This window comes from Bacteroidales bacterium (genome assembly GCA_029210725.1).
In the GTDB taxonomy this organism is placed as follows: Bacteria; Bacteroidota; Bacteroidia; order Bacteroidales.
Window position 1 is genome coordinate 1 of record JARGFM010000004.1, and the last position, 23,943, is coordinate 23,943.

Sequence of the window (23,943 nt, forward strand, 5' to 3'; positions counted from 1 at the left end):
GCCGGAAGCCTGAGAAAACCAAACAGACTCAATATCAAAAAAGGAAGAAACGACAGGAAGCAGCTGAAAGAAATCAAATCGAAGGCAAGTTCGGACAGGGAAAAAACGGATATAACCTGAATCAGATCCGGGCAAGGCTGAAGGATACTTCAGAAAGCTGGATTGCATGTATCTTCTTCGTGATGAACCTCATCCACTATGAGGCTAATCACTTTTTTGGCTCTATTTTTAGCCTGCCGGATGCCTTGACAGGCTGGACAACCTCTGTTACCGTCCGCCTGGAAGCATTTTTTGCGGAGCAACGGACAATCGTCAGTACTCAGGGCCGAGAAATAATGTTTTATTAAATGACTTTTTCAGCAGACCCTATTTAATATAATGCCTAACCGTAGCGAAGCGGAGCTCGACGAAGTCAATTATAGGACAATCTGCATAAACCTCAAATAATTAACATTTTATGCGCTGGCCTGTGCGTCTATTTACCTGAGCGACCAGGCGAAGGCAAGCGGCGAAATATTGTAGAAAGCTGTGAAGATAGCCAGGATGTCGACCTAAATGAGAAAGCCCGGATATAAGCATCTCTGCCAGCGCAGATATAATATCAACCGTAGCGAAGCGGAGCTCGACGAAGTCAATTATAGGACAAGGATTACCGGTGAGGATGGATCCAGCCAAAGCTGCTTAAGCTGGAGAAGGTCGCAAATTGCTTCAACATAAAATCGGTACCGATATAGGACCTGGAAAAGCTCCTATATCTGATTTTATGTTAATCAGGGAACCTGAAAGCAATTTGCTTTGAATGTCCTATAATTAATGTTATGTTAAATAGAAAATATAAACAGAAAGGGAGATATTCTGATATACCTCCCCTTCATTATTGTATCGACCTGTAAGTTTTTCGACTTACAGATTTTCCTTTAAGGCCTTCACACGCTCATATTGATCGGTCATCTCCTCCTTGTAATAGATTCTCTGAAGCAGATCAAGAGTTTCATATTTAACACCCTCGTTCTCTGAATTCAGTTCATATGCTTTCTCCAGAATTGGAATAGCCGCCTGGTACTTCACTTTACCAAGTTCTATGAGTTGATTACGGATGTTTTCGTCCTGCTCATCATTACTCCTTTCGAAGAAATCAGCTCCCTGGAGATAATAGATATAGCCCAGATCGTACCATACGTAATAAATGGACGGATCAATCTCTCCGGCCTTATTGTACGCTTCAATGGCTTTGTCAATAGCTTCCACTTCTTCTTTATTGATCAGCATGCGGCCCAGCCAGTAATATGATTCCGGGATTTCCGGATTATTCTCCACCACACTCTCCATAAAAGCGATCCCTTCATCAATATCTTTCATCTGGATATAAGTATCAGCAATATTAGCTATAACACTCACGGTATCCGGATACTTTTCGTAGGCTTCTTTGAGGATTTCCAGTGCGCTAACCGTATCGCCCAGACTCATATAATCCATTTTAATCTGCAGATAGGTATTGGGACCACCAAAATCGGCAGCTGCCAGCTGCTTGTAGTAATTGATGGACTTATTATAAAGCTCGTCGTTATCTGTCTTAGCAGCAATCTCCCTGGATATGATACCCGAATACTGCACCATTACGGTATCCAGTTCGCCGGCAAACAGGTCCAGCTGATTGATCTGCAATACATCTTCAAAACAGTCCAATGCTCCTTTATAATCTTCTGAATAATAGTCATTTACACCCTGTCTCTTTAACATTGCCTTTACTTCGATTAAACCCTCCTTTATCCTGGACTCCAGCTTACCTCCTTCATCCAGCTCAAGGGCTTTTTTATAAGCTTCCATGGAAACCTTCAGAGGTTCTTCGTGAATGGGATTCACTCTCACCCACTGTTGCAGCACTCCATCGATAAAAATATATTTCATATTCTCATAAATGTAAGTCTCTTTCTGAGAGCCATCCTCCATGGTTTCGTTTTCAATACTTAAGGGTTGCTTGTAGAAAAGAATGAGCATCTTTGTATCCATGCCCTCCTGGACCTGTTCCAGTCCGATGTTAAAGACATCCTGGAAGAGTTCTCCCCTATCCATCCAGGTTTTGGCTTTCAAACTCTTTTTTGCGTCCTGAATGTTTGCATCATTTTTTTCTACTTTCTTTTTAACCGTATTGGCATTCAGCAGAACTACAGTGGTACCCAGGTCCTGGGCATTCAGTCCAATTACAGCTGTGGCAAAGATTACCAGTGTGATTAACTTTCTCATATTGATTGTGATTAATTTGACTTTAAAAATACAACTTTACCTTATACCTTCAAATAGAATGCCAGAACAGTTTCCTATTCTTCAACAGCCTCAGTATCTGTCTCGTTATCATCACCGTTTTCGCTGTTAGCCGGTACCTGAGTAGCAGCAGCAATCTGATCTCCATCTCTGAGATTTATCAGCCTCACCCCCTGCGTGTTACGTCCCATTACCCGGATGCCTCTTACAGCCAGCCTGATAGCAATCCCGTTTTCAGTAATAATCATCAGGTCATCCTCATCGGTCACCGCTTTCATGGCAATGAGATTACCGGTTTTCTCCGTGATATTGATCGTTTTAACTCCTTTTCCGCCCCGGTTGGTGAACCGGTAGTCGTCCAGAATGGAGCGTTTTCCAAAACCATTTTCTGAGATTACCAGAATATCTTTTTCTTCGGGTTTGGCAGTTATCATACCAACCACTTCATCCTTCGGCCCTCCGAGGGTCACCCCTTTGACGCCGGATGCGGTCCGGCCAACCGCCCTGACGGTATCTTCATGAAAACGAATGGCCTTGCCCGAACGAACCGCCAGCATCATCTCCATGTCTCCGTCGGTCAGCCTGGCATCCAGGAGAGTATCTCCTTCCCTGACCAGAATCGCATTGATCCCGTTCTGCCGTGGCCGTGAGTAGGCCTCCAGCCTGGTCTTCTTGATCACACCCTTCTTGGTAGCCAGGACAATGTAGTTGTTGTTGATGTAGTCGTTGTCTTTCAGGTCTTTCACATTGACAAAGGTTTTTACTGTATCCTCCGATTCAATGTTAATCAGATTCTGGATGGCTCGTCCCTTGGTAGCTCGTGCCCCCTCAGGAATCTGATATACCTTGAGCCAGTAGCACTTCCCGTTTTCAGTAAAAAACAGAATGGTATTGTGCATGGTGGCCACAAACATATTCACCATAAAGTCCTCGTCCCTGGTGGCGCCTCCTTTGGCACCCACTCCCCCCCTGTTCTGGGTCCTGAACTCATGCAGCGGGGTTCGCTTGATATAGCCCAGTTTGGAGATGGTAATCACCATGTCATCGTCCGAATAGAAGTCCTCGGGATCGAATTCCCCTTCATCGGGTACCAGAGCGGTTCTTCGTTCATCCCCAAATTTCTCTTTTACATCCAGAAGCTCCTCCTTAATGATCTCCATACGCAAGCCCTCATCAGAAAGAATTTTTTTATAGTACTCGATCATCTTGATTAATTCCTCAAACTCAGCGCGTATCTTATCACGTTCGAGGCCCACCAGTCGCTGAAGCCTCATATCCAGAATGGCCCTGGCCTGGATCTCCGTAAATCCGAACTTCTCCATCAGCCCTTCCCGGGCCTCATCGGGTGTTTTGGACGCTCTGATCAGCGCAATCACCTCATCAATATGATCCAGCGCCTTCAGAAGCCCTTCTAGAATATGAGCCCTCTTCTGGGCCTGATCAAGATCATACTGGGTACGGCGAACCACCACGTCGTGCCGGTGATTCACAAAATAGGTAATAATCTGTTTCAGGTTCAGTGTGCGTGGCCTTCCCTTGACCAGTGCAATGTTATTAACATTGAAGGATGTCTGTAACTGCGTGTATTTCAATAAGTTATTTAGAACAACATGGGCGCTTGCATCCCTTTTGATAATGATCACTATACGCATTCCCTGCCGGTCCGATTCATCATTAATGTAGGAAATCCCCTCGATCTTCTTTTCATTGATCAAATCGGCAGTTTTGCGAATCAATTCAGCCTTATTTACCAGGTAGGGAATCTCCGTTATTATTATCTTTTCCCGTCCCGAATCGGTAACCTCAATTTCACTTTTGGCCCTTACAACAATCCTTCCCCTGCCAGTCTCATAGGCCTCCTTCACCCCATTATACCCGTAAATGATCCCCCCTGTGGGAAAATCCGGAGCTTTCAGGATCTCGGTAAGCTTGCTGATCTCAATGTCATAATCATTGATATAGGCCACGATGGCATCCACCGCATCACTCAGGTTATGGGGCGGCATATTGGTGGCCATACCCACTGCGATACCGGATGTTCCATTGATAAGTAAAGTCGGTATGCGGGTAGGCATCACCGTCGGTTCTTCCAGGGTATCATCAAAATTCAGCTGAAAGTCCACCGTGTTCTTATCCAGGTCGGCCATGCTCTCCTCCGCGATCTTCCGCAAACGTGCTTCAGTATACCTCATGGCCGCAGGGCTGTCCCCGTCCACCGATCCAAAGTTTCCCTGTCCTTCCACCAGCGGATATCGCAAGGACCACTGCTGAGCCATTCTTACCATGGCATCGTATACGGATGAGTCCCCGTGCGGATGGTACTTACCCAACACCTCTCCTACTATTCTTGCAGATTTCTTATAAGGTCTGTTGGAAAAGATTCCCAGTTCCGACATTCCAAAAAGGACCCTGCGATGAACTGGCTTCAGACCATCTCTAACATCCGGCAATGCCCGTGAAACGATTACCGACATCGAGTAATCGATGTAAGCGGATTTCATTTCCTCCTCAATATTGATCCTCAGTATTTTTTCTCCTTCCGCCATCTGTTTACAACTAATTAATTATCAATATTTTATATGCTGATTATCCAGCTGCTTTAATAACACACGAAAATAGTCATTTCCACCCTAAAAACCTTGATTTAATTGCGCTTTTATTAACAGTGAACTGTTTATAATAGATGAGTGTTTTATTGATAATCTCATGCCTTATTAGTTACTTTGCCGTATGGATGCACAGTTTTCACAAAGGATAAAAGACGTACTTGGATACAGCAAGGAGGAAGCCATCAGGCTTGGCAACTCTCACATCAGCGTAGAGCACCTTTTTCTGGGGATTCTGAGGGACGGAGAAGGATTGGCTATTGATGTGCTCGTTGTTCTGGGAGTTGAACTTTACGACCTGAGAATGGCTATTGAAAAGGCTATACGGAACGACCAGCCCTCGACCGTGACAGACCCTGACAGTCTGCCTCTTCTGAAAAGCGCGGAGAGAATCCTTAAGCTAACACACCTGGAGGCACGTTCTATGAAAGAAAAGACCATCGATACCAATCATCTTCTCCTGGCTATCCTTAAGGATGATAACAATTATGCCACGAGGTACCTGGTGGAGAATGATATTACCTATAATAAGGTGAAGCAGGAGATTTCAGAATCTCAGCCCGAAAACCAGGCAGATTTTCCCGGAGATGAAGATGAGGAGGGTAAAGGTCCTTTTGGCAGCGGAGGCGGCGGAGGACATCCCGGAGGTTCGAAAGGTGGTCCGGGCGCTTCTCAAAAGAGCAGTTCTGACACTCCGGTCCTGGATAATTTTGGAATTGACCTGACCAAGGCTGCCGAAGAGGACCGGCTGGATCCCATTGTTGGCAGGGAAATAGAAATTGAGCGATTGGCGCAGATCCTGAGCCGTCGTAAAAAGAACAACCCCATCCTTATCGGGGAACCCGGAGTGGGTAAATCTGCCATTGCTGAAGGACTTGCACTAAGGATTATTCAGCGAAAAGTGAGTCGTGTTCTGTTTGACAAGCGCGTAGTTACCCTTGATCTGGCTTCCATTGTGGCCGGTACAAAATACCGGGGGCAATTTGAGGAACGTATGAAGGCCATCCTCAATGAACTTACCAAGAATCCGGGAATCATCCTCTTTATCGATGAGATTCATACGATTGTCGGAGCCGGAGGGGCCACCGGTTCCCTGGATGCAGCCAATATGCTGAAGCCGGCTCTGGCCAGAGGTGAAATACAATGCATTGGGGCAACGACCCTGGATGAATACAGACAGCATATCGAAAAAGATGGAGCTCTGGAACGAAGGTTTCAGAAGGTGTTGATCGATCCTACCTCGCCGGAGGAAACCATCGATATTCTCAAGAATATCAAGGAACGCTATGAGATCCATCACAATGTAAATTATACGGATGACGCCATCAAGGCCTGCGTGAAGCTTACGCAGCGCTACATCAGTGATCGTCACCTTCCGGACAAAGCGATAGACGCCCTGGATGAAGCAGGATCAAGAGTTCATATTTCCAACATTGTGGTTCCCGATCAGATCGTCAACCTGGAAAAAGAAATTGAAGTAACAAAACAAGATAAGATTCAGGCAGTCAAGAATCAGAACTTCGAAAAAGCTGCGAGCTACCGGGATAAAGAGAAGGAGTTACTGGACAGGCTCGATTCTGAAAAGAAAAAATGGGAGAAAGAGCTCTCTCAGAACCGGGAAACCGTGGATGAAGAGAAAGTAGCAGAAGTGGTGGCCATGATGACGGGTGTACCCGTTCAGCGGATTGCTCAGGCCGAGGGTGCCAGGCTCCTGAAAATGGCCGATGAACTCCGTGGAAGTGTGATTGGTCAGGATGAAGCCATCAGCAAGGTGGTCAAATCCATCCAGCGCAACAGGGCCGGACTGAAAGATCCCAATAAACCGATCGGGACCTTTGTATTCCTGGGACCCACCGGGGTTGGAAAAACACAAATGGCCAAGGTCCTGGCCGAATACCTCTTTGAGTCCATCGACAACCTGATTCGTATCGACATGAGCGAGTATATGGAGAAATTTTCCGTATCCAGGCTGGTGGGTGCTCCTCCGGGATATGTGGGTTATGAAGAGGGTGGTCAGCTTACGGAAAAAGTGCGCCGTAAGCCCTATGCCGTGGTTCTGCTCGATGAAATAGAAAAGGCCCATCCAGATGTGTTCAATATACTGCTGCAGGTTCTGGATGAGGGCCAGCTGACAGATAGCCTGGGAAGGCGCGTGGACTTCCGGAACACCATCGTGATCATGACCTCCAATATCGGGACACGAGAATTGAAAGATTTCGGTCAGGGAGTTGGCTTTGCTACAAAAGCCAGGCAAAACGCTGCCAATGAATATTCCAAAGGGGTCATTCAGAAAGCTTTAAAACGGGCTTTTGCTCCCGAATTCCTGAACCGTATCGACGATGTCGTACTCTTTAATACCCTTTCCAGGGAGGATATCCATAAAATCATTGATATTGAACTGAAAGGGCTCTATGAAAGAGTAGCAACACTTGGCTACGGAATCAAACTTTCCGACGAGGCCAAAGATTATGTATTGGATAAAGGCTATGATATTCAGTACGGCGCCAGACCCCTGAAGCGCGCCATCCAGAAATACCTTGAAGATCCCATGGCCGAAACGATCATCAAATCGTCCATGGTTGAAGGCGATACCATGATGGTGAATTTTGATAAGGAGAACGAGGAAATAACGGTCTCCATCAAAAAGAAGAAATCGCTGCCTAAATCGAAGGAAAACAAGGAGTTGCCCGAAGGAAAAAAAGAGCTGCCCGAAGGAGAGGAAATAGCCTAGAACTGATCCGGCACTCCATAGAGGTCAAATTCACCGGCCCCGGTAATTCTTACCTGGTAAAAATTACCAGGGGTGAGTTCCTGTTTGTCTTCTACCAGGACCTCATTGTCAACTTCCGGAGAGTCATACTGGGTTCGCCCCACATAATATCCCCCTTCTTTCCTGTCGATCAAAACCTTAAATGCTTTCCCAATCTTCTCGTTGTTGAGTTCCAGGGAAATTCCCTGCTGCAGTTCCATGATGGTTGAAGCGCGTTTCGATTTGAGCCGGGCCGGAACCGTGTCTTTGTAGAATTTGTATGCCGTTGTATCCTCTTCATGAGAGTAGGGAAAAACACCCAGCCTGTCAAATCTGAATTCAGTGATAAACTGGAGCAATTCAGAAAATGCCTCTTCAGTTTCCCCCGGAAAACCGGTAAGCACCGTGGTCCGCAGGGCCACACCGGGCACCTTCGCACGGAAAAGATTTAATAAGTTCTCAAGGTCTTCCCTGTTATGCCCCCTGCCCATGGCTTTAAGAACAGGATTGTTCACGTGCTGGATGGGAATATCCAGGTAGTTGCAAATCTTCTCTTCGGAAGCCATCAGATCGATTACCTCTTCCGGAAAACCGGTAGGAAAAGCATAATGAAGACGGATCCATTCCAGATCCTTGATCTTAACCAGCTGCCTGAGCAATTCGGGAAGTGCCCTGTTCCCATAGAGATCCATCCCGTAATTGGTCAGATCCTGCGCAATCAGGATCAACTCCCTGACCCCATGACGAACCAGATTCTGACTCTCATTTATCAGATCCTCCACAGAGATGGATTGCTGCACGCCACGTATTCCTGGAATGGCACAAAAGGCACAGGAGCGGTTGCACCCTTCCGATATCTTTAAATAGGCATAGTGGGAAGGAGTTGTAAGTACGCGTTCATGAAGCAGGAGCTGATCCAGCTTGCTGCCCATGGCCTCAAGGATGGCGGGCATTTCCCAAACCCCGTAAAATCCATCCACTTCAGGCATTTCCGCACTTAGGTCCTCTTTGTAACGCTCTGAAAGACAGCCCATCACAAAAAGTTTCCTGATCGTGCCACGCTTTTTCTCCTCCACATAGGACAAAATCGTATCTACCGATTCCTCTTTGGCATCCAGGATAAATCCGCAGGTATTGATGATTACCACATCTGCGTTTGCTTCATAGGTATTATGAAGCACCTGGTAACCTGAGGCACGGAACTGTGCGAGCAGGTGTTCGGAATCGACCAGGTTTTTGGAGCAACCCAGTGTAAGAATATGGACAGTCATTCGTGGCTGAATAAGCTGTCCACAAATTCATTACGGTCAAAAATCTGAAGATCTTCCAGTTTTTCGCCAATACCGATATACTTCACCGGGATATGGAACTGGTCAGAAATACCCAGCACCACCCCTCCTTTGGCAGTTCCATCCAGTTTCGTAAGAGCCAGTGCATTCACCTCTGTGGCTATGGTAAACTGCTTCGCCTGTTCAAAGGCGTTCTGTCCTGTCGATCCATCCAGAATTAAGAGGATCTCATGGGGTGCCTCCGGGATCACCTTCTGCATAACACGCCTGATCTTACTGAGTTCATTCATCAGGTTCACCTTATTGTGTAAGCGGCCTGCAGTATCAATGATAACCACATCAGCATTCCCGGACACCGCAGAAGAAAGGGTGTCGAAGGCCACCGAAGCGGGGTCCGAACCCATTGGCTGCTTCACGATATCAACCTCTACCCGTTCGGCCCATACAGAAAGTTGATCCACTGCTGCTGCCCGGAAGGTGTCGGCCGCTCCCAAAAGGACCTTCTTCCCTCCTTTCTTGAAATGATAGGCCAGTTTTCCAATGGTTGTGGTTTTTCCAACTCCATTCACTCCAACCACCATAATGACATAGGGAGAAGCAGGCAGGGGATCTTCGAAAGCGCTGACGACTCCGGAATTGTTTTCCTCCAGAAGAAGAACGATCTCCTCTTTTAAGATTGCATTTAACTCATTTACATTTAAAAACTTATCTACAGAAACCCGGGTTTCTATCCGTTCAATGATCCTCAGGGTGGTGTCCACCCCCACATCCGAAGTGATGAGTACCTCTTCCAGCTTATCCAGAACCTCATCGTCAACCCGGGATTTCCCAACAACAGCTCTGGACAGTTTCTTGAAAACACTCTCCTTGGTCTTCTCCAGTCCTCTATCAAGATTCTTCTTCTTTTCTGAAGTAAAAAGTCCCATACCGATTAAAAAAAAGCTTCCTTAAAATTAAGAAAGCTTTATGATTATATATGATTGACAATGATTAGTTACCAAAGAAATCTTTGATATGGTCATTGTGCACCATCTCTTCTTCGAAGATGTAAGCTCCGGATTTGGGGGAACGCACCATTTTGATGCACTTGGTGAAATTTCTTCCCTCTCCGCTCTGCAAACTTGCTACTACTTTCTTAGCCATTTTTCAGATCTTATTTGATTTCGCGATGAACAGTTACTTTTTTCAATATGGGATTGTACTTCTTCAGCTCAAGCCTGTCAGGGGTATTCTTCCTGTTCTTGGTTGAAATATACCGTGAAGTACCAGGCATTCCACTCTCTTTATGCTCAGTGCATTCGAGAATTACCTGTACCCTGTTTCCTTTACCTTTTTTAGCCATTTCCTAGTCTCTTAGTAAGATTTTAAAAATCCTTTCTTAACAGCGTCATCCAGAGTAGCTTTCAGACCGTTCTTATTGATGGTGCGAATTGCCTGAGCAGAAACGCGGAGACTTACATACCTGTCTTCTTCTTCAAGATAAAACTTCTTATCGAAGAGATTCGGCTGGAAGGTTCTTTTAGTCCTTCTCTTAGAGTGAGATACGTTGTTTCCCACCATCATCTTCTTACCTGTTATCTGACAAATTTTCGACATTTTTCCTTATAATTTCAGATCGATTCTTCTAACGAGGCGCAAAGTACGCAATTATTTATCAAATAATCAAACATTCCATTCAAAAAAAGCCCTTCATATACTTCAGCGAAAACCGAAGCTTTACCGGCTGGCTTTAAGATTGTCCAGAATTAAACGGCGAAGAAGCTGAAGAGCGGTGCTGCTGGCCTGGTCTATGATTCTTTCCCGTGAACCTCCGAAACGAAATTCCCCTGTATAAGATTTCACTCCATATTGCACACATAACCAGGTCGTTCCCACGGGTTTTTCATCGCTTCCCCCACCGGGGCCAGCAATCCCGGAGGTGGCAATGGCTGTGTCTGTTCCCAGTGCCTCCCGTGCACCACAGGCCATTTGTTCCACCACTTCCCCGGAAACGGCCCCCTTTTCTTTGATCAGTAAGGGATCCACCCCAAGCACTTCTGTTTTTATGCGGTTCTGATAGGCGATCACCGATCCGGTGAAGTAGTCCGAGCTGCCCGGAACCGCGGTGATCAATCTGGCAATATTTCCGCCGGTACAACTTTCCGCAGTGGCAAGGGTTAAACCCCGCTCCCGCAGGAGAATCCCGAGGGACTCCTCCAGGGAAATATCGTCAAAGCCAAAAATATGTTCGGGGATGATTTCCAATAGTTTACCTATAATTACATCAAGTATTTGTTTTGAATCTTCGGCACATTTGTCAATCACAGTCAAACGCAACCTGACAATACCCGGCCTGGGCAAATAGGCCAGTTTCACACAGGCGGGCAGGGCGTTTTCCCAGTTACGCAGCATGTCTGCCAGGTAGGATTCAGGAACCCCCTGGGTCATAATGGTCCGGTGAACCACATGAGGCACCTGGTTCATTCTGCGGATTTCAGGGATCACATGGTCCTCCATCAGGCCCTTCATTTCGTATGGAACCCCTGGCAAAGAGATCAGAATGGAACCATCCTTCTCGAACCACATTCCGGGCGCCGTTCCGTGATTATTCATCAACACCCGGCAAACTTCCGGCACATCGGCCTGTCTGAGGTTGGATTCAATCATGGAACGGCCGCGTTCTCTGAAAAAGGTGGTAATTTTTTCCAGTACCTCCGGATGGCTTACCAGCTTGCTGTTAAAATAGGCTGCAAGAGTCTGTTTGGTGATGTCATCCCGGGTTGGCCCCAATCCCCCGGTCATAATCAGCAGATCGTACCGCCCCATAAACCTGTCGAGCGTTTCGGTGATCTGACCGGCCTCATCTGAAACGGTCACCATCTCCCCCACCTGAACTCCAAGAGTGTTCAGTTGCTGAGAAATCCACACGGCATTGGTGTCGGCCACCTGCCCGATCAGGATCTCATCCCCTATGGTAATCAGGACACTTTTCATTTATCCGCTGGTTTTTTCAGCTGCCTGGCAAAAATATACAAATTAAATGTAAATTTGTCACTGCTGCGGGAGTAGCTCAGTGGTAGAGCATCAGCTTCCCAAGCTGAGGGTCGTGGGTTCGAACCCCATTTCCCGCTCTTTTAGTGAAAGGACTTATGGCTTTTCAGCTGTAAGTCCTTTTTTTTTGCAATTGCTCACTACTCCTGCAGTTCATTGATTTTATAACTTTTCCGGTTCTATTTCGTAATCTTACAAGGTAATAACGATGCGTATTCCATCTCGTATATCTTAAATGTATAATAATATGGATCAAAAGAATCAGACTTTTTATGCACCAGCAGAGAGGGACTAACTGAGTGAGGTAGTGCGTCAGAAGGTGAGCATTGAAGCATCCGAATTTCTGGACAGGGTGATGGCCAAAACGCCCTATATGTTTTTAATATTGAATGATAAAAGGCAGGTTATATACAGTAATCACCTGCTGATGAATCACCTGGGATATCAGGACATGGATAAACTGGTAGGCTTTCGCCCTGGCGAATTATTCAGTTGCATACATTCCAATAAAGAACCAGGTGGATGCGGAACATCAGAAAATTGCAGGTATTGTGGGGCAGTAAACGCAGTCCTCAGAAGTCAAAAAATGAATGATCTGGTGATTGAAGAGGCCATGATCAATATGAATATCAACGGTAAGATAATACCGGCAAATTACAACGTCTCCTCCAAACCATTCGACTGGAGAGGAGAATCTTTCTTTATAGTGACTCTGGAGGATATCAGTCCGGTAAAAAGGAAAGAACAGCTTGAAAAGACTTTCTTTCACGATATTAAGAACAAGGCAGGCACAATCAACGGTTTTTTAAAACTTATTCAGGAGAATGGTATTGGAAATGGCACCTACCTGGAAATTGCAGAAAGAGGAATTTCTGAACTTCTTGAGGACATCACCTATCAGCAAAAACTGCTGGAAGCTGAAGCGGGAAATATGGTGATTCATGCAGAGCCAATCTCTGTGCGGACCATCCTTGAAAATGCCTGTGGTGATTACAAAGAGATGGCAGGCAGGCAGGCGCGGTATTTCTGTCGACCAGACCTTTCAACAGGAGGATATCGTTTTCAGAAGCGATGTGGTTTTGCTTAAAAGAGTGCTGGGGAACCTCCTGAAAAATGCCATAGAAGCCAGCAAATCAGGAGACCGTATTACAGCAGGGTGTACCACTGATCCGAATCATATCACATTCTGCATCAACAATCCAATAGTAATGTCAGAAGAAATCCGGTACCAGGTATTCAATCGTTCTTTTTCAACTAAAGGAACCGGAAGAGGAATCGGAACATACAGCATCAAATTGTTTTCTGAAGATTACTTAAACGGAAAGGTGTATTTTACCTCAGAAGAACCGGGAGGAACTACTTTTTATGTAAAACTTCCGCGCAATATTTAAATCTGTACCAGCCCCTTCATCATCTCACAGGCCAGTTTCGCGTTCTTTTCCACGAAGTCGATTCCGACCTTTTCTCCATTTACCAGGGGAAGCGGGTGACACAGCTCATAACTGTAGTAGCCTTCATACCCGATCTCCTTCATGTTTTTAACAAACTCGGGCAGGTATTTTTCCGCTTTCTGCTCCGCCGCTTTATCGCCGTGATCACTGTGATCCTGGGTATCCACGATCCTTCCGTCTGCATCTCTGTCGAACTCACCTCCGAAATGGGTCAACATCTGTATACCCTTTACTGCCTGTGCGGCTTCCCTGATATTTTCAGGGGTCTTCTCCTCCATGATGGGAGCATCCAGGCATGCTTTTAAAGCAGGGGAATCAACCTCTTCAATCATCCGCATCATATCCCTCCAGTCGTTGATCACCGGTTTGTGATTCTGAAGGGCCAGGGTGAGGCCGAAATCTTCGGCATACCTGGCACTCTCAATTAATCCATCCCTGCACCATTCCCAGATCTGCTCAGGTTCAAACTGGTAATGTGCATGCTGCCAGCTCTCCCTGGCAATATCGTATCTCCCGCCGCTGGGATGCAGGGTAACACCCGGCCAGCCCAGGAAGACCCTGAGGGGAATCACCCCCAGATCAGAGCTCATCCGCATCAGTTCCCGGAGATACACGATCTGACACTCCCGGTACTCCGGAACGGGACTGCTGAAATCATTGTTGGCCGAAACCGCGTAGATGTCCAATCCCAGATCGGCCGCTTTAGACTTCAGTTCCTTGCAACGGGCCGTGGGCATATCCAGGGGATTCCCATGGGGCCTCTTCCCGTCGATCTCAATTCCGTCATACCCAAACGTTTTGGCTTTGACCATCATTTCATCCAGGGTAAGCGCGTCGCCCTTGTACCAGACCCCCAGGAAGGTGATGCTGTAAAGGCCCACTTTATTGACCGCTTTCTTCCGGCTCTCGCCGGCCATCATCTGCATGGCCGGAGAAGATAAACCAATGGCAGCTGTGCTGACCGCCGTTTTCTGTAAAAATTCACGTCTTTTCATGTGACTGGAAGTGTTCATTTTATTGGTAGTTTAGGTGTTTATGTATTATACAATTGTTTCTGTTTCCGCATCCCATCTTACTTTTCTCCCTTCCAGGAATGACCGGGTAGCCATCCGGGCAGTAACAGCCGCTTCAAACCCCCTGTCGATGTTGCAGCTTGTGGCCCCTCCGTCCCGGATACCCTTCAACCATTCTGCGAGATGAAGCCGGGTGGTGTTCACCTGTTTTCCCTCCCGGTAGGTACTTACCAGTCCCCTGTCCGCATAGTATTTGGAGGTCGCTGAGGACACTGCATCCACGTTTTGCTCAGCACTCATGTAGTTAACGAAAGGCGCCGCCGGATCAATAATTCCTGCTTCTATCCGGCTCTTATACTTGACGGACCTCTTGTCTGCCCAGACAGAGAGTATTCTCCCAAGCTCCAGGCTTGCGTCCCGGCCCATAAAGAGGGTCCCCCTGGGAATTCCACTGGACAGGGTCCCGCTGTAAAGCAGAGACAGGGCCCTGCCGGGAAACTCAAAGCTTGCCTGGAACACATCCGGCACCTCCCTTCCATTCCTGTGGTAATAAAGTCCTCCAGAGGCGATGGCAGATTCGGGGATACCCAGATCCATGATGGAATTGACTGCATCATATTCATTGGTCAGGAGCTCGCCCGACATACCGTTCCCGTAAGCCCAGTAATTCCTCCACCCGTAATACCTGTGGATGCTGAAGGCCTGTTTATCGGTGGCAGGACCCTGAAACAAGTCCCAGTCAACGGAGCCGGCACTTGCCGGTTCACCTTCACTGATGTTCCATTCCTCCAGCGGACTGTTCAGGTTGGTAGTGGTCTCCACCAGGCTAATCTTTCCCAAAGTATCCTTGTGAATCAATTCCCTGGCTTTCACGTTAAGATCACGTTGCCGGCCCTGGTGCCCCAGTTGAAATACCACACCACTTTTCCTGACCGCATCCCTCAAGGCTTTGGACTCCTCCAGGGTCCGGGCCATGACGGTCTCCAGGTAGATATGCAAGCCTCTGCCGGCGGCCTCGATGGCCATGGGGGCATGCCAGTGGTCGGGGGTGGCAATGATTACCGCATCCAGATCCTCGATATTCATCATATCCAGGTAGTTTTTATAGCCTCTGGCCCCGGATCCCACCGCTTGCAGTCCCCGCTTCAGGCGAAGGTCAAAAACATCACATACAGCCCGGAATTCAATATTCAGATCCCCGGGCTCCATCGCCCTGATTAACTCTTCTGCCCTTTTTCCATACCCGATAACTCCAAGACGGATGGGAGGGATTCTCGCTGCCCCCTGTTTTTGCATCTGGCTGCTGCCTTTTTCAGAAAGCACTCCACGGGCTCCCAAAAGCGGCACAGAAGCCACGCCGGTGAGAAATTCACGCCGTTTAATAAATCTGCTTTTTTGTACCCCCATGAGGCAGAGGAATTGACGAATACAACTCCAATAAAGATAGTCAATAATTTTATTGTGTCCCTATTTTTGTAAGGACCTGATCCTCTGAATTAAAGGTGGATGAGAATAGTGAAAGAACACATATGCCGGGTGGGGAGCGAGATTGCTCAGGTTATTTTTTGAAAGCTTCTTAAGTGAAGAAATCAGCCTGTCTGCTACATAATTCTCCTTCACATACTGATCTGCCTGGAACTCAAAACGCCTCGATAAGGCATTGGTGCCCAGTCCTGTAAGCATAGATATGGGAGAGTATAGCACTCCGAAGGCCAGCAATCCCAGATGAAACGAAGCCTCTGCCCCTCCCAGGGCCACTGCAAAACTGTCCACACCCACAAAGAGAGAAAAGAGGTAGAACATAAGGGCCGTTTGCAAGGTACCCAGGACCATTCCGCCGGCCGAATGTTTCTTCTTGTAATGACCCACTTCATGTGCCAGTACGGCCACAATTTCCTCCTCCTCCAGATTCTCCACCAGGGTATCATAAAGGACGATCCGTTTCCGGGGCCCCAGCCCGCTGAAATAGGCATTGGCCTTGCTGGAACGTTTGGAACCATCGATCACAAATATGTGGTCCACCCTGAATCCGGCTTCAATGATAAATTCCTCTATTTTACTCTTCAGAGACCCCTCTTCCAGTGGGATTTGTTTATTGAACAAAGGAACGATCAGGGTGGAATAGAACATATTCAGAAAAACCGAGACCAGGCTTATCAGGCCAAGGGCAATCAGCCAGAACCATTTGCCTGTGAGCATATAGATCCAGGTGACCAGGGCCAGCAGCCCCCCTCCCACAATGGCACCAATCAGCCAGCCTTTAAGTTTATCCAGGATATAAGTCCGGACCGTGGTTCGGTTAAATCCATACTTTTCTTCCAGTACAAAGGTATTATAGAGATCGAAGGGGGTGTTCAGCAAATCCCCGAGCAGGGCAAATGACCCAAAAAAGATAAGTACGTGCACTACATAGTGACTGCTTAAGCCTTCAATCAGGCGATCATACCAGCCAAATGCACCGAAGAAGAAGAGGAGCAACATCCCCACAAAGCTCAAGGAACTGCTAACAAAAGAGAAACGGGTATTATCCCGTTTATACAACTGGCTCCTTTTATACTCCTCAGCATCGAAGACCCCGGCCACTTCATCCGGCAAAACCGGAAGTGTGTGATCCAGGTTCAGCTTGTCAAGAATCCTCTCCAGCACATAAGCAAAGATCAAAACTGCTATGATCAGGACAAATACCGTATTATACATCAAAAAATCCTTTAAGTTAACTTTCAGCTTCTCCCGAAACCGGGTCTCCGGTCATTAGTTCACCTGCTTAAGTATATCATTTCTGTTCAATAACCTCACATCCAGCTCTTCCCGGTACATCCGGACCCGGGCCAGGGTGTCCCGTTCCAGTGCCATATCAAGCATCATGCTGGCCGAATCAAGATTGTCCTCAATTTCATAATAGATTGCCATATTGTAATATGCCTTGGATCCCAGCGTACTGTCGCCAGATTCACTCAGGCGGTTCCAAATGGAATAAGCCTGCTCCCAGTCCCCTTTGCCGGTATATTTCACAGCCAGTTTCAGAGAATCTTCCTTTCCCCCGTAAAGCAACCTGGTGGTCCGGTTCCAGATAGGCACCAGATAGGAACCATATTTTATGCCACTGCCGTAAAAGAGTTCCCGGATCATATCTACTCCGGGAGAATAGGGCAGAAATTCCCCATCGCTGATGGCTGGAAAAAAGAGCGTATCTGTAAGGGTATAGCGGTCGAAGGGCCTCGGATTGTCTGGCAGGTATATGTTCCATATCAAACGGTTGGAAACCTCATAGTAATGATTCTGAACCTCACCGGGGCTTTCTTTATAGTAATCAAAGTGCTGATCCAGGGCGGCCGAATAAAATTCCAGGCTGATCACGGCATCACCGCCCATGGTATCGCACATATCGGCCACCTCTCTCTTTGTCAGAATGCGTTCTTCCAGCAGCGAGGTATCCATTCTTCGATCGCTTAACCAAATGGGCATGTGAAAACTTTCAATGGGCGAGCTGCGCAACACCTCCAGGATGCCCCGGTGCAGATTATTCATGATCAGGGTATCCAACAATACCAGCTGCCTGGCATCCATTCCAGTCTGGTTGTTTTCTGCCCAGATAAGCGGAGTAAGAGGCGCCCGGTTCAGGAAAAGCAGCTGGTTCACCTGATCGGGAAACTGAACCGTGGCTGGTTCCAGAACCTCGAATTCGACCACGCTGTAAATACTTCTGCATCCATGCAGGGCCATCGACAGCAGTGCAAGCAATAAGAGATATTTGACCCGAATGAAAATTACCCTGGATATTAATGGATCAGATCACACACTCATGCCACCACATACCTGAAGGGTCTGACCGGTCATATAGGAGGAAAGGTCCGATGCCAGGAACAAAGTTACGTTAGCGACATCTTCGGGCAATCCGCCCCGCTTCAGGGGAATACTCTTGATCCACTCCTCTTTCACATTATCAGGCAGTTTGCCGGTCATGTCGGTGATAATAAATCCGGGGGCAATGGCATTGCAGCGCACATTCCTGGCTCCCAGCTCCTTGGCAATGGATTTGGTAAATCCGAGGATCCCGGCCTTGGAAGCGGAATAGTTGGACTGTCCGGCATTTCCGTTAACGCCAACCACCGAGCTCATGTTAATTATGGACCCTGTCCTTGCTTTCAGCATATACTTCTGCACCGCTTTGGTGAAATTAAAAACCGATTTCAGATTCACCCTGATAACCAGGTCCCACATCTCTTCGTCCATGCGCATTAACAAGGTATCTCGCGTGATCCCTGCATTATTGACCAGCACGTCCACCTTTTCAAAATCGGCAATTACCTGCTCGACCACCTGATGTGCCTCATCATAATTACTGGCATCACTCACATAGCCTTTCCCCTTTACCCCCAGTTCGGAGAGCTCTTTCTCCAGGGAGTCCATGTTTTCATCCCTGGAAAGATCCGTAAACGCCACATCGGCACCCTCCTGGGCAAAACGAAGTGTTATCATCCTTCCAATACCTCTTGCAGCACCGGTAACCACTGCGACTTTTCCTTTTAGTAGATCCATGATTCGTTGATTATTTAAGGAATTTTAATTTTCATCAATGAGGCCATCTTCTTTCCAATTTCTGCCGGGGAAATTACCACCGTTATTCCACATTCCTCCATGATTCTCATTTTCGCCTCTGCAGTATCAGCCTTACCTCCAATAATAGCACCTGCATGCCCCATTCTGCGTCCCCTGGGGGCTGTCTGCCCGGCTATGAAGCCCACTACCGGCTTGGTTCCATGCTCCCTGATCCAGTAGGCCGCATCGGCTTCCATGCTGCCTCCTATCTCTCCGATCATGATGATGCCCCTGGTTTGTTCATCCTCCATCAACAGTTTGACGGCATCCAGGGTGGTCGTTCCGATGATGGGATCCCCGCCGATCCCGATACAGGTGGATTGGCCCAGACCTGTTTTGGTGATCTGGTCCACCGCTTCATAGGTTAAAGTTCCCGAGCGGGATACAATCCCTATAACACCCTTCTGATGAATAAAACCCGGCATAATCCCAACTTTGGCTTCCCCGGGGGTAATAACACCGGGACAGTTGGGTCCTACCAGCCTTGTATCCCGGTTCTCCAGATAACTTTTTACTTTGATCATATCGGCTGTGGGTATGCCTTCGGTAATGCATACAACCAGCCTGATCCCGGCATCGGCCGCTTCCATGATGGCATCGGCCGCAAATGGCGGAGGTACAAAGATCACCGAGGTATCGGCACCCGCCTTTTCAACAGCTTCCTGCACCGTATTAAAAACCGGTTTACCCAGGTGCTCCTGTCCGCCTTTCCCGGGAGTTACCCCTCCTACCAACTCAGTACCATAATCCATCATTTGTCTGGCATGAAAAGTACCTTCACTTCCGGTAAATCCCTGGACAATCACCCTGGACTTTTTATTCAATAATACGCTCATCTACATGCTTTGTTTTTGGTTCTGACTGAATCTCAAATGTAACTAAATTTTCGTACATTTCGATATGGAAGCTATCCTCTATATCGGGATCTCCCAGACCCTCTTTGCCGGCATCCTGATTGCAGTGAAAAGGCCCCGGATACTGGCTAACAAGATCCTGGCAGCCTGGCTCTTCATCATCTGCATCGAGATGATTATTGTCCTGATTAACGAGACCCTGATAGAGTTATATCCCATTAAAATCCTGCCCTATACCTATGGGCCTTTATTACTGTTATATGCCATGTGGATGACCTCAGAAAAACCCCATTTTGATCTTCGCTACCTCTGGCATTTCTCTCCCTTTATCATCTTCCTGATAGCCTCTCTGCTGTTCCTGGATGAACGGGTTATGCACGGTACTGACGGATTTCTGCTAAAGGACCGTTTTGTCTCCTTCAGGATCATTTATGGCATTACTTTTTTTATTTCCATCACGGCCTACTCTGTGGCTACTTTTGTGGTTATCAACAGGCATCAGCGCAGGTTGAAGCAGCTGGTCAGCTACTCTTCGGGCAAGATCACCCTTCAATGGCTACTGGGCCTCTCCATCACCTTCTATGCGGGATATATCATCATGTTCATTTTCGGGGGAGTCGATATCCTGGTGGGTTTTATGCCCTTTGATCCTTACGAGATTTCCTTTATCAGCCTGACCCTCCTATCCTTTCTCTTCGGAGTATTCGGGTTTCATCAGCCCGGGATCTTTGAAGAAATGGTCAGATATAAAAGCATCGAGATGGAAGTGGAGCCGGAGACCGATAATAAAAAATATCAGAGATCGGGACTGAAACAGGAAGATGTGGCCGGGCTGGTGAATAAAATCAGGAAATATATGGTTATCGAAAAACCCTATCTGAACGGGGAACTGAGTATCTATGATCTCTCCGAGCAGCTCAGGATCTCCAGGCATATCCTGTCGGAGCTGATCAATGAGCATATGGGGAAAAACTTCTACAGCCTGGTAAATGAATACAGGGTTAATGAGGTGAAAGAGCGGCTGAGAAGCAATACATATAAACACCTGACAATTCTTGCCATCGCTTTTGATTCCGGGTTCAACTCCAAATCGAGCTTCAATACCATCTTCAAAGAGAAGACTGGAAAGACGCCCAGCGAATACCTGGCAGACCTTAATGCCAAAAATTCCTGATGGACTTGCCCAGTACCGACCGGTACAGTCGCAGGTAAAACTTCCGGTGTGGAGGGTATTTCAGAAAAAGCTCAAACCACATGGCTTTGATCATGATGGTTTTTTGGTGACTGAAATCCAGAAAACCTGCTTTCCCGTGATAGCTTCCCATTCCTGAAGCTCCAAGCCCTCCAAAGGGTGCATTCATATTGACGAAATGTGTCACTACTTCGTTGATCATGCCTCCTCCGGAAGCGATCTCTTTCAGGATCCGCATTGCCAGAGACCTGTTGCGGGTAAAGATATAAAGCACCAGCGGGGACGGCTGCAGCTTTAATGACTCCAGCAGCTTTTCCAGCCTGTTATAGGTAAGGACCGGTAGCACCGGACCAAAAATCTCCTCCTGCATAATCGGGTCCCCGGGGCTCACCCCGTCCATGATGGTCGGCTCGATATAACAATCGGAACGGTCCACAGTACAGCCTTTAACCACCTTCTCCGGATTAATCAAAGCCAGGACCCGGTCGAAGTTCTTTTCATTCACCATGCGTGGTAACAAAGGACTCTGCCTGGGATCAGAACCGGTAATACGATCCATCTGCTTTCCGATTTCCCGGATCAGCTCCTCTTTAACAGACTCATGCACATAAAGGTGATCGGGCGAGACACAGGCCTGGCCGTTGTTATGAAGCTTGCCCCAGGCAATACGCTGGGCGGTGCGCTTCAGGTTGCAATCGGGCATCACGATGACCGGGTTTTTCCCTCCCAGTTCAAGCGTCACCGGGGTCAGCTGTTCAGCCGCTGCCCTCATAATGATCCGTCCCACCTGTGTACTGCCGGTAAAAAAAATCTTATCAAATTTCAATTTCAGAAGCTCCGTGGTCTCCTCTACCCCTCCCTCTGCCACATAAATCAGCTCCCGGGGAAAATTGGAATTAATCAGCGAAGCCATAGCCGAGGATGAGTTTTGGGTGACCTCACTGGGCTTCAGGATGACCGTATTTCCGGCTGCCAGGGAAGAGATCATGGGAATCAAAGACAGCATGAAGGGATAATTCCAGGGACCGATCACCAGGGTCACCCCGTAAGGGACCGGAATGGTTCTGGTGCGAGCCGGAAAATTGGAAAGATTCGTGAGCTTCCGCCTGGATCGCGACCATCGCTTCAGTTGACGCACAGCACTGTTGATCTCCCCGTAAGGAAGGCTGAGCTCATTCTCTATGGTGAGCAGTTCAGGCTTTCTGAAATCCCTGTATATAGCTTCTGTGAGCAGGGATTCATTTTCCAGTAAAAGATCATGCAGCTTGCGCAGGTTCTTTTTTCTTTCAGCGATGGGCCTGGTATGACCTGCCAGGAAATACTTACGCTGGGATGCAATCAGTTCCTTCATGGTGATAAAAATAGCAATTTCTTATACAAAGGGTTCAGACTGGTCGGCTTGAACCCCTTTTACCTCAAACATCGGTCCGGACCGCACCATCCGGACGATTCATATCCTCGCTCAGTTTACATTTGCCTTGATGAAACGGACATCTTTTTTGGTACTGCTTCTAATACTTGGTATTACAGGGGTTTCGGGTCAGGGGCTGTTTGAATCTTCGCTGGCTGAAGGACCGGACTCCTCCGGAAAGGAGTATTTATCCATTGGCGGATTTATACGTTCGGCCATCTACCTCGGAAAAACACCACTTGAACAGGATCCCTATCTGCAGAGTGCCTATGGCCAGGCAGGGCTTTTGATGAAGGCAAAAGCAGGTAACAGGGCCACTGCCCTCGCTGATATCAGGTTCAGGCACGGTACAGAATGGCAGCAGACTATTTCAGAAATAGAACTCAGGGAGGCGTATGTGGACCTGCAAAGCGGACCGCTTGGATTCAGACTGGGGAAGCTGATTTCTCCCTGGGGTAAAGGAACCCTGTTTAATCCAACCAATAAACTAACGCCCATGGACCCTGCCACCAGGTCGCCGGAGACCGATGATATGAATCTGGGAATCTGGGCCCTGCAGGGAAATCTTTATCTGGGTTCCCTCCTGAAACTGACCGCTACCTGGAACCCCCTCTACCGGCCCGGGAAACTATTGACAGATCCCATCCCTATGCCCGGGTATGTCTCCTTCCTGGAACCCGAATATCCCGGTGTAAAACTCGATGAGGGAAGTTATGGCATCCGCCTGGATCTGCACGCTCCGGTGATGGATGCATCCCTGTACTGGTTCGATGGATATCATGGCTGGCCCGGTATCTCCTTTGACTCCTTTATTTTGGATAGCCTGAGCATGGAGCCCGTGTCCCTGAGTATTCTGGAAAAAGCCTACAAAATAAGGATGGCTGGTGTGGACCTCTCCATTCCTGCCGGCGCCTGGATTTTCAGGGTCGAAGGAGCCTGGTTGCAGGCAAACAACGACCACAAAGAAAGGGAGTACCTGCCCTTTCCCGAGATCTCTTATACAGCTGAAGCAGAAAGAAGCGGTTCCTGGTGGACCACCATAGCAGGGTATTACGGCAAATTCATTATGGATTATTCTCCCGCCCTGGCCGAACCGCTGCTCTCGGCCGAACGGGAACAGTTTCTACCGCTCATGCAGGGAGGGATGCCTGATGGCCCGGAAACGGTGAATGCGATGATAATAGAACAGGTCGCTGCATTCAACAGACTGTATAACTACCAGCTGGAGGAGAATTATCATTCCGTATTCCTGGTACTGAAAGGAGATTTTTTTCATAACAAACTGGAGATCCATGCCCCGGTTTTATATAATATAAGCACGGATGAGTGGATGGCCCGGCCGGCCGTCTCCTGGATGCCGGCCGATGGCCTTCGTGTGAAAGCGGGTCTTCATGGTTTGTGGGGGAGTAAACACTCCCTTTATGATATGGTTGGGCCGGTGCTAAATGCAGGATTTCTCTCCATGACACTAACATTTTAAAAAAATT

At 47.7% G+C, this 23,943-nt stretch carries 19 protein-coding genes, 1 tRNA gene and 1 pseudogene; 6 read left to right on the top strand and 15 right to left on the bottom strand.

Annotation, left to right across the window (positions count from 1 at the left end):
* Positions 1-194, top strand: a pseudogene (locus P1P86_03055) (transposase).
* Between the two features lie 709 nt (positions 195-903).
* Here P1P86_03055 and P1P86_03060 read toward each other — a convergent pair.
* Together P1P86_03060 and gyrA are read right to left on the bottom strand one after the other, a co-directional pair.
* Entirely contained in the window at positions 904-2,244 is a 1,341-nt protein-coding gene (locus tag P1P86_03060) for a tetratricopeptide repeat protein (GenBank protein ID MDF1574155.1), read from the bottom strand.
* Between the two features lie 74 nt (positions 2,245-2,318).
* Positions 2,319-4,808, bottom strand: coding sequence for a DNA gyrase subunit A (gene gyrA / locus P1P86_03065; GenBank protein MDF1574156.1), 2,490 nt, complete (start codon positions 4,806-4,808; stop codon positions 2,319-2,321).
* 184 nt (positions 4,809-4,992) lie between these two features.
* Here gyrA and P1P86_03070 point away from each other — a divergent pair, with 184 nt between their 5' ends.
* Positions 4,993-7,599 (top strand): ATP-dependent Clp protease ATP-binding subunit, encoded by a 2,607-nt coding sequence (locus tag P1P86_03070; protein MDF1574157.1) that lies wholly within the window; start codon positions 4,993-4,995, stop codon positions 7,597-7,599.
* Here the strand turns inward: P1P86_03070 and rimO are convergent.
* The 6 genes from rimO to P1P86_03100 form a co-directional block, all read right to left on the bottom strand.
* The gene (gene rimO / locus P1P86_03075; GenBank protein MDF1574158.1) at positions 7,596-8,888 is read right to left on the bottom strand and encodes a 30S ribosomal protein S12 methylthiotransferase RimO; all 1,293 of its coding nucleotides are present in this window, start codon (positions 8,886-8,888) and stop codon (positions 7,596-7,598) included. The two genes, P1P86_03070 and rimO, sit on opposite strands and share 4 nt — an antisense overlap.
* On the bottom strand, positions 8,885-9,832 hold the full coding sequence (ftsY, locus tag P1P86_03080) for a signal recognition particle-docking protein FtsY (protein MDF1574159.1): 948 nt from the start codon (positions 9,830-9,832) through the stop codon (positions 8,885-8,887). Before ftsY ends, rimO begins: the two co-directional genes overlap by 4 nt.
* 64 nt (positions 9,833-9,896) lie before the next feature.
* Positions 9,897-10,049, bottom strand: a complete 153-nt coding sequence (locus P1P86_03085) for a DUF4295 domain-containing protein (protein MDF1574160.1) — start codon at positions 10,047-10,049, stop codon at positions 9,897-9,899.
* Positions 10,050-10,059: 10 nt separating this feature from the next.
* Entirely contained in the window at positions 10,060-10,248 is a 189-nt protein-coding gene (rpmG, locus tag P1P86_03090) for a 50S ribosomal protein L33 (GenBank protein MDF1574161.1), read from the bottom strand.
* An 11-nt stretch (positions 10,249-10,259) separates the two neighbouring features.
* Positions 10,260-10,502: a 50S ribosomal protein L28 gene (rpmB, locus tag P1P86_03095; protein MDF1574162.1), complete on the bottom strand. Its 243-nt coding sequence runs from the start codon at positions 10,500-10,502 to the stop codon at positions 10,260-10,262.
* A gap of 120 nt (positions 10,503-10,622) precedes the next feature.
* On the bottom strand, positions 10,623-11,879 hold the full coding sequence (locus P1P86_03100; protein ID MDF1574163.1) for a competence/damage-inducible protein A: 1,257 nt from the start codon (positions 11,877-11,879) through the stop codon (positions 10,623-10,625).
* Between the two features lie 65 nt (positions 11,880-11,944).
* Here P1P86_03100 and P1P86_03105 point away from each other — a divergent pair.
* Positions 11,945-12,016 (top strand) — tRNA-Gly (locus P1P86_03105).
* A 239-nt stretch (positions 12,017-12,255) separates the two neighbouring features.
* A complete protein-coding gene (locus P1P86_03110; GenBank protein ID MDF1574164.1) occupies positions 12,256-13,023 on the top strand; it encodes a hypothetical protein in 768 nt (255 codons plus the stop codon).
* Between the two features lie 300 nt (positions 13,024-13,323).
* Here P1P86_03110 and P1P86_03115 read toward each other — a convergent pair whose 3' ends face one another.
* Genes P1P86_03115 through sucD form a run of 6 tightly spaced genes read right to left on the bottom strand, consistent with a single transcriptional unit; the run spans position 13,324 to position 19,835 of the window.
* Positions 13,324-14,382, bottom strand: a complete 1,059-nt coding sequence (locus tag P1P86_03115) for a sugar phosphate isomerase/epimerase (protein ID MDF1574165.1) — start codon at positions 14,380-14,382, stop codon at positions 13,324-13,326.
* A 45-nt stretch (positions 14,383-14,427) separates the two neighbouring features.
* Positions 14,428-15,807: a Gfo/Idh/MocA family oxidoreductase gene (locus P1P86_03120; protein ID MDF1574166.1), complete on the bottom strand. Its 1,380-nt coding sequence runs from the start codon at positions 15,805-15,807 to the stop codon at positions 14,428-14,430.
* 60 nt (positions 15,808-15,867) lie between these two features.
* A complete protein-coding gene (locus P1P86_03125; GenBank protein MDF1574167.1) occupies positions 15,868-17,097 on the bottom strand; it encodes a M48 family metallopeptidase in 1,230 nt (409 codons plus the stop codon).
* A gap of 54 nt (positions 17,098-17,151) precedes the next feature.
* The gene (locus P1P86_03130; GenBank protein MDF1574168.1) at positions 17,152-18,141 is read right to left on the bottom strand and encodes a DUF6340 family protein; all 990 of its coding nucleotides are present in this window, start codon (positions 18,139-18,141) and stop codon (positions 17,152-17,154) included.
* A 51-nt stretch (positions 18,142-18,192) separates the two neighbouring features.
* The gene (fabG, locus tag P1P86_03135) at positions 18,193-18,939 is read right to left on the bottom strand and encodes a 3-oxoacyl-[acyl-carrier-protein] reductase (GenBank protein ID MDF1574169.1); all 747 of its coding nucleotides are present in this window, start codon (positions 18,937-18,939) and stop codon (positions 18,193-18,195) included.
* Between the two features lie 14 nt (positions 18,940-18,953).
* A complete protein-coding gene (gene sucD, locus P1P86_03140; protein MDF1574170.1) occupies positions 18,954-19,835 on the bottom strand; it encodes a succinate--CoA ligase subunit alpha in 882 nt (293 codons plus the stop codon).
* A gap of 64 nt (positions 19,836-19,899) precedes the next feature.
* Here sucD and P1P86_03145 point away from each other — a divergent pair, with 64 nt between their 5' ends.
* A complete protein-coding gene (locus P1P86_03145; protein MDF1574171.1) occupies positions 19,900-21,027 on the top strand; it encodes a helix-turn-helix domain-containing protein in 1,128 nt (375 codons plus the stop codon).
* Here the strand turns inward: P1P86_03145 and P1P86_03150 are convergent.
* Positions 21,008-22,396 (bottom strand): aldehyde dehydrogenase family protein, encoded by a 1,389-nt coding sequence (locus P1P86_03150; protein ID MDF1574172.1) that lies wholly within the window; start codon positions 22,394-22,396, stop codon positions 21,008-21,010. The genes P1P86_03145 and P1P86_03150 overlap by 20 nt on opposite strands.
* 130 nt (positions 22,397-22,526) lie before the next feature.
* Between P1P86_03150 and P1P86_03155 the strand changes: the two genes are divergently transcribed.
* Positions 22,527-23,936, top strand: a complete 1,410-nt coding sequence (locus tag P1P86_03155) for a hypothetical protein (GenBank protein ID MDF1574173.1) — start codon at positions 22,527-22,529, stop codon at positions 23,934-23,936.
* Positions 23,937-23,943: the final 7 nt, after the last annotated feature.

Excerpts from the sequence above, each read along its gene's own strand:
- P1P86_03060 (MDF1574155.1), bottom strand. The coding sequence starts at position 2,244 with ATGAGAAAGTTAATCACACTGGTAATCTTTGCCACAGCTGTAATTGGA.
- gyrA (MDF1574156.1), bottom strand. The coding sequence starts at position 4,808 with ATGGCGGAAGGAGAAAAAATACTGAGGATCAATATTGAGGAGGAAATG.
- P1P86_03070 (MDF1574157.1), top strand. The coding sequence starts at position 4,993 with ATGGATGCACAGTTTTCACAAAGGATAAAAGACGTACTTGGATACAGC.
- rimO (MDF1574158.1), bottom strand. The coding sequence starts at position 8,888 with ATGACTGTCCATATTCTTACACTGGGTTGCTCCAAAAACCTGGTCGAT.
- ftsY (MDF1574159.1), bottom strand. The coding sequence starts at position 9,832 with ATGGGACTTTTTACTTCAGAAAAGAAGAAGAATCTTGATAGAGGACTG.
- P1P86_03085 (MDF1574160.1), bottom strand. The coding sequence starts at position 10,049 with ATGGCTAAGAAAGTAGTAGCAAGTTTGCAGAGCGGAGAGGGAAGAAAT.
- rpmG (MDF1574161.1), bottom strand. The coding sequence starts at position 10,248 with ATGGCTAAAAAAGGTAAAGGAAACAGGGTACAGGTAATTCTCGAATGC.
- rpmB (MDF1574162.1), bottom strand. The coding sequence starts at position 10,502 with ATGTCGAAAATTTGTCAGATAACAGGTAAGAAGATGATGGTGGGAAAC.
- P1P86_03100 (MDF1574163.1), bottom strand. The coding sequence starts at position 11,879 with ATGAAAAGTGTCCTGATTACCATAGGGGATGAGATCCTGATCGGGCAG.
- P1P86_03115 (MDF1574165.1), bottom strand. The coding sequence starts at position 14,382 with ATGAAAAGACGTGAATTTTTACAGAAAACGGCGGTCAGCACAGCTGCC.
- P1P86_03120 (MDF1574166.1), bottom strand. The coding sequence starts at position 15,807 with ATGGGGGTACAAAAAAGCAGATTTATTAAACGGCGTGAATTTCTCACC.
- P1P86_03125 (MDF1574167.1), bottom strand. The coding sequence starts at position 17,097 with ATGTATAATACGGTATTTGTCCTGATCATAGCAGTTTTGATCTTTGCT.
- fabG (MDF1574169.1), bottom strand. The coding sequence starts at position 18,939 with ATGGATCTACTAAAAGGAAAAGTCGCAGTGGTTACCGGTGCTGCAAGA.
- sucD (MDF1574170.1), bottom strand. The coding sequence starts at position 19,835 with ATGAGCGTATTATTGAATAAAAAGTCCAGGGTGATTGTCCAGGGATTT.
- P1P86_03145 (MDF1574171.1), top strand. The coding sequence starts at position 19,900 with ATGGAAGCTATCCTCTATATCGGGATCTCCCAGACCCTCTTTGCCGGC.
- P1P86_03150 (MDF1574172.1), bottom strand. The coding sequence starts at position 22,396 with ATGAAGGAACTGATTGCATCCCAGCGTAAGTATTTCCTGGCAGGTCAT.
- P1P86_03155 (MDF1574173.1), top strand. The coding sequence starts at position 22,527 with ATGAAACGGACATCTTTTTTGGTACTGCTTCTAATACTTGGTATTACA.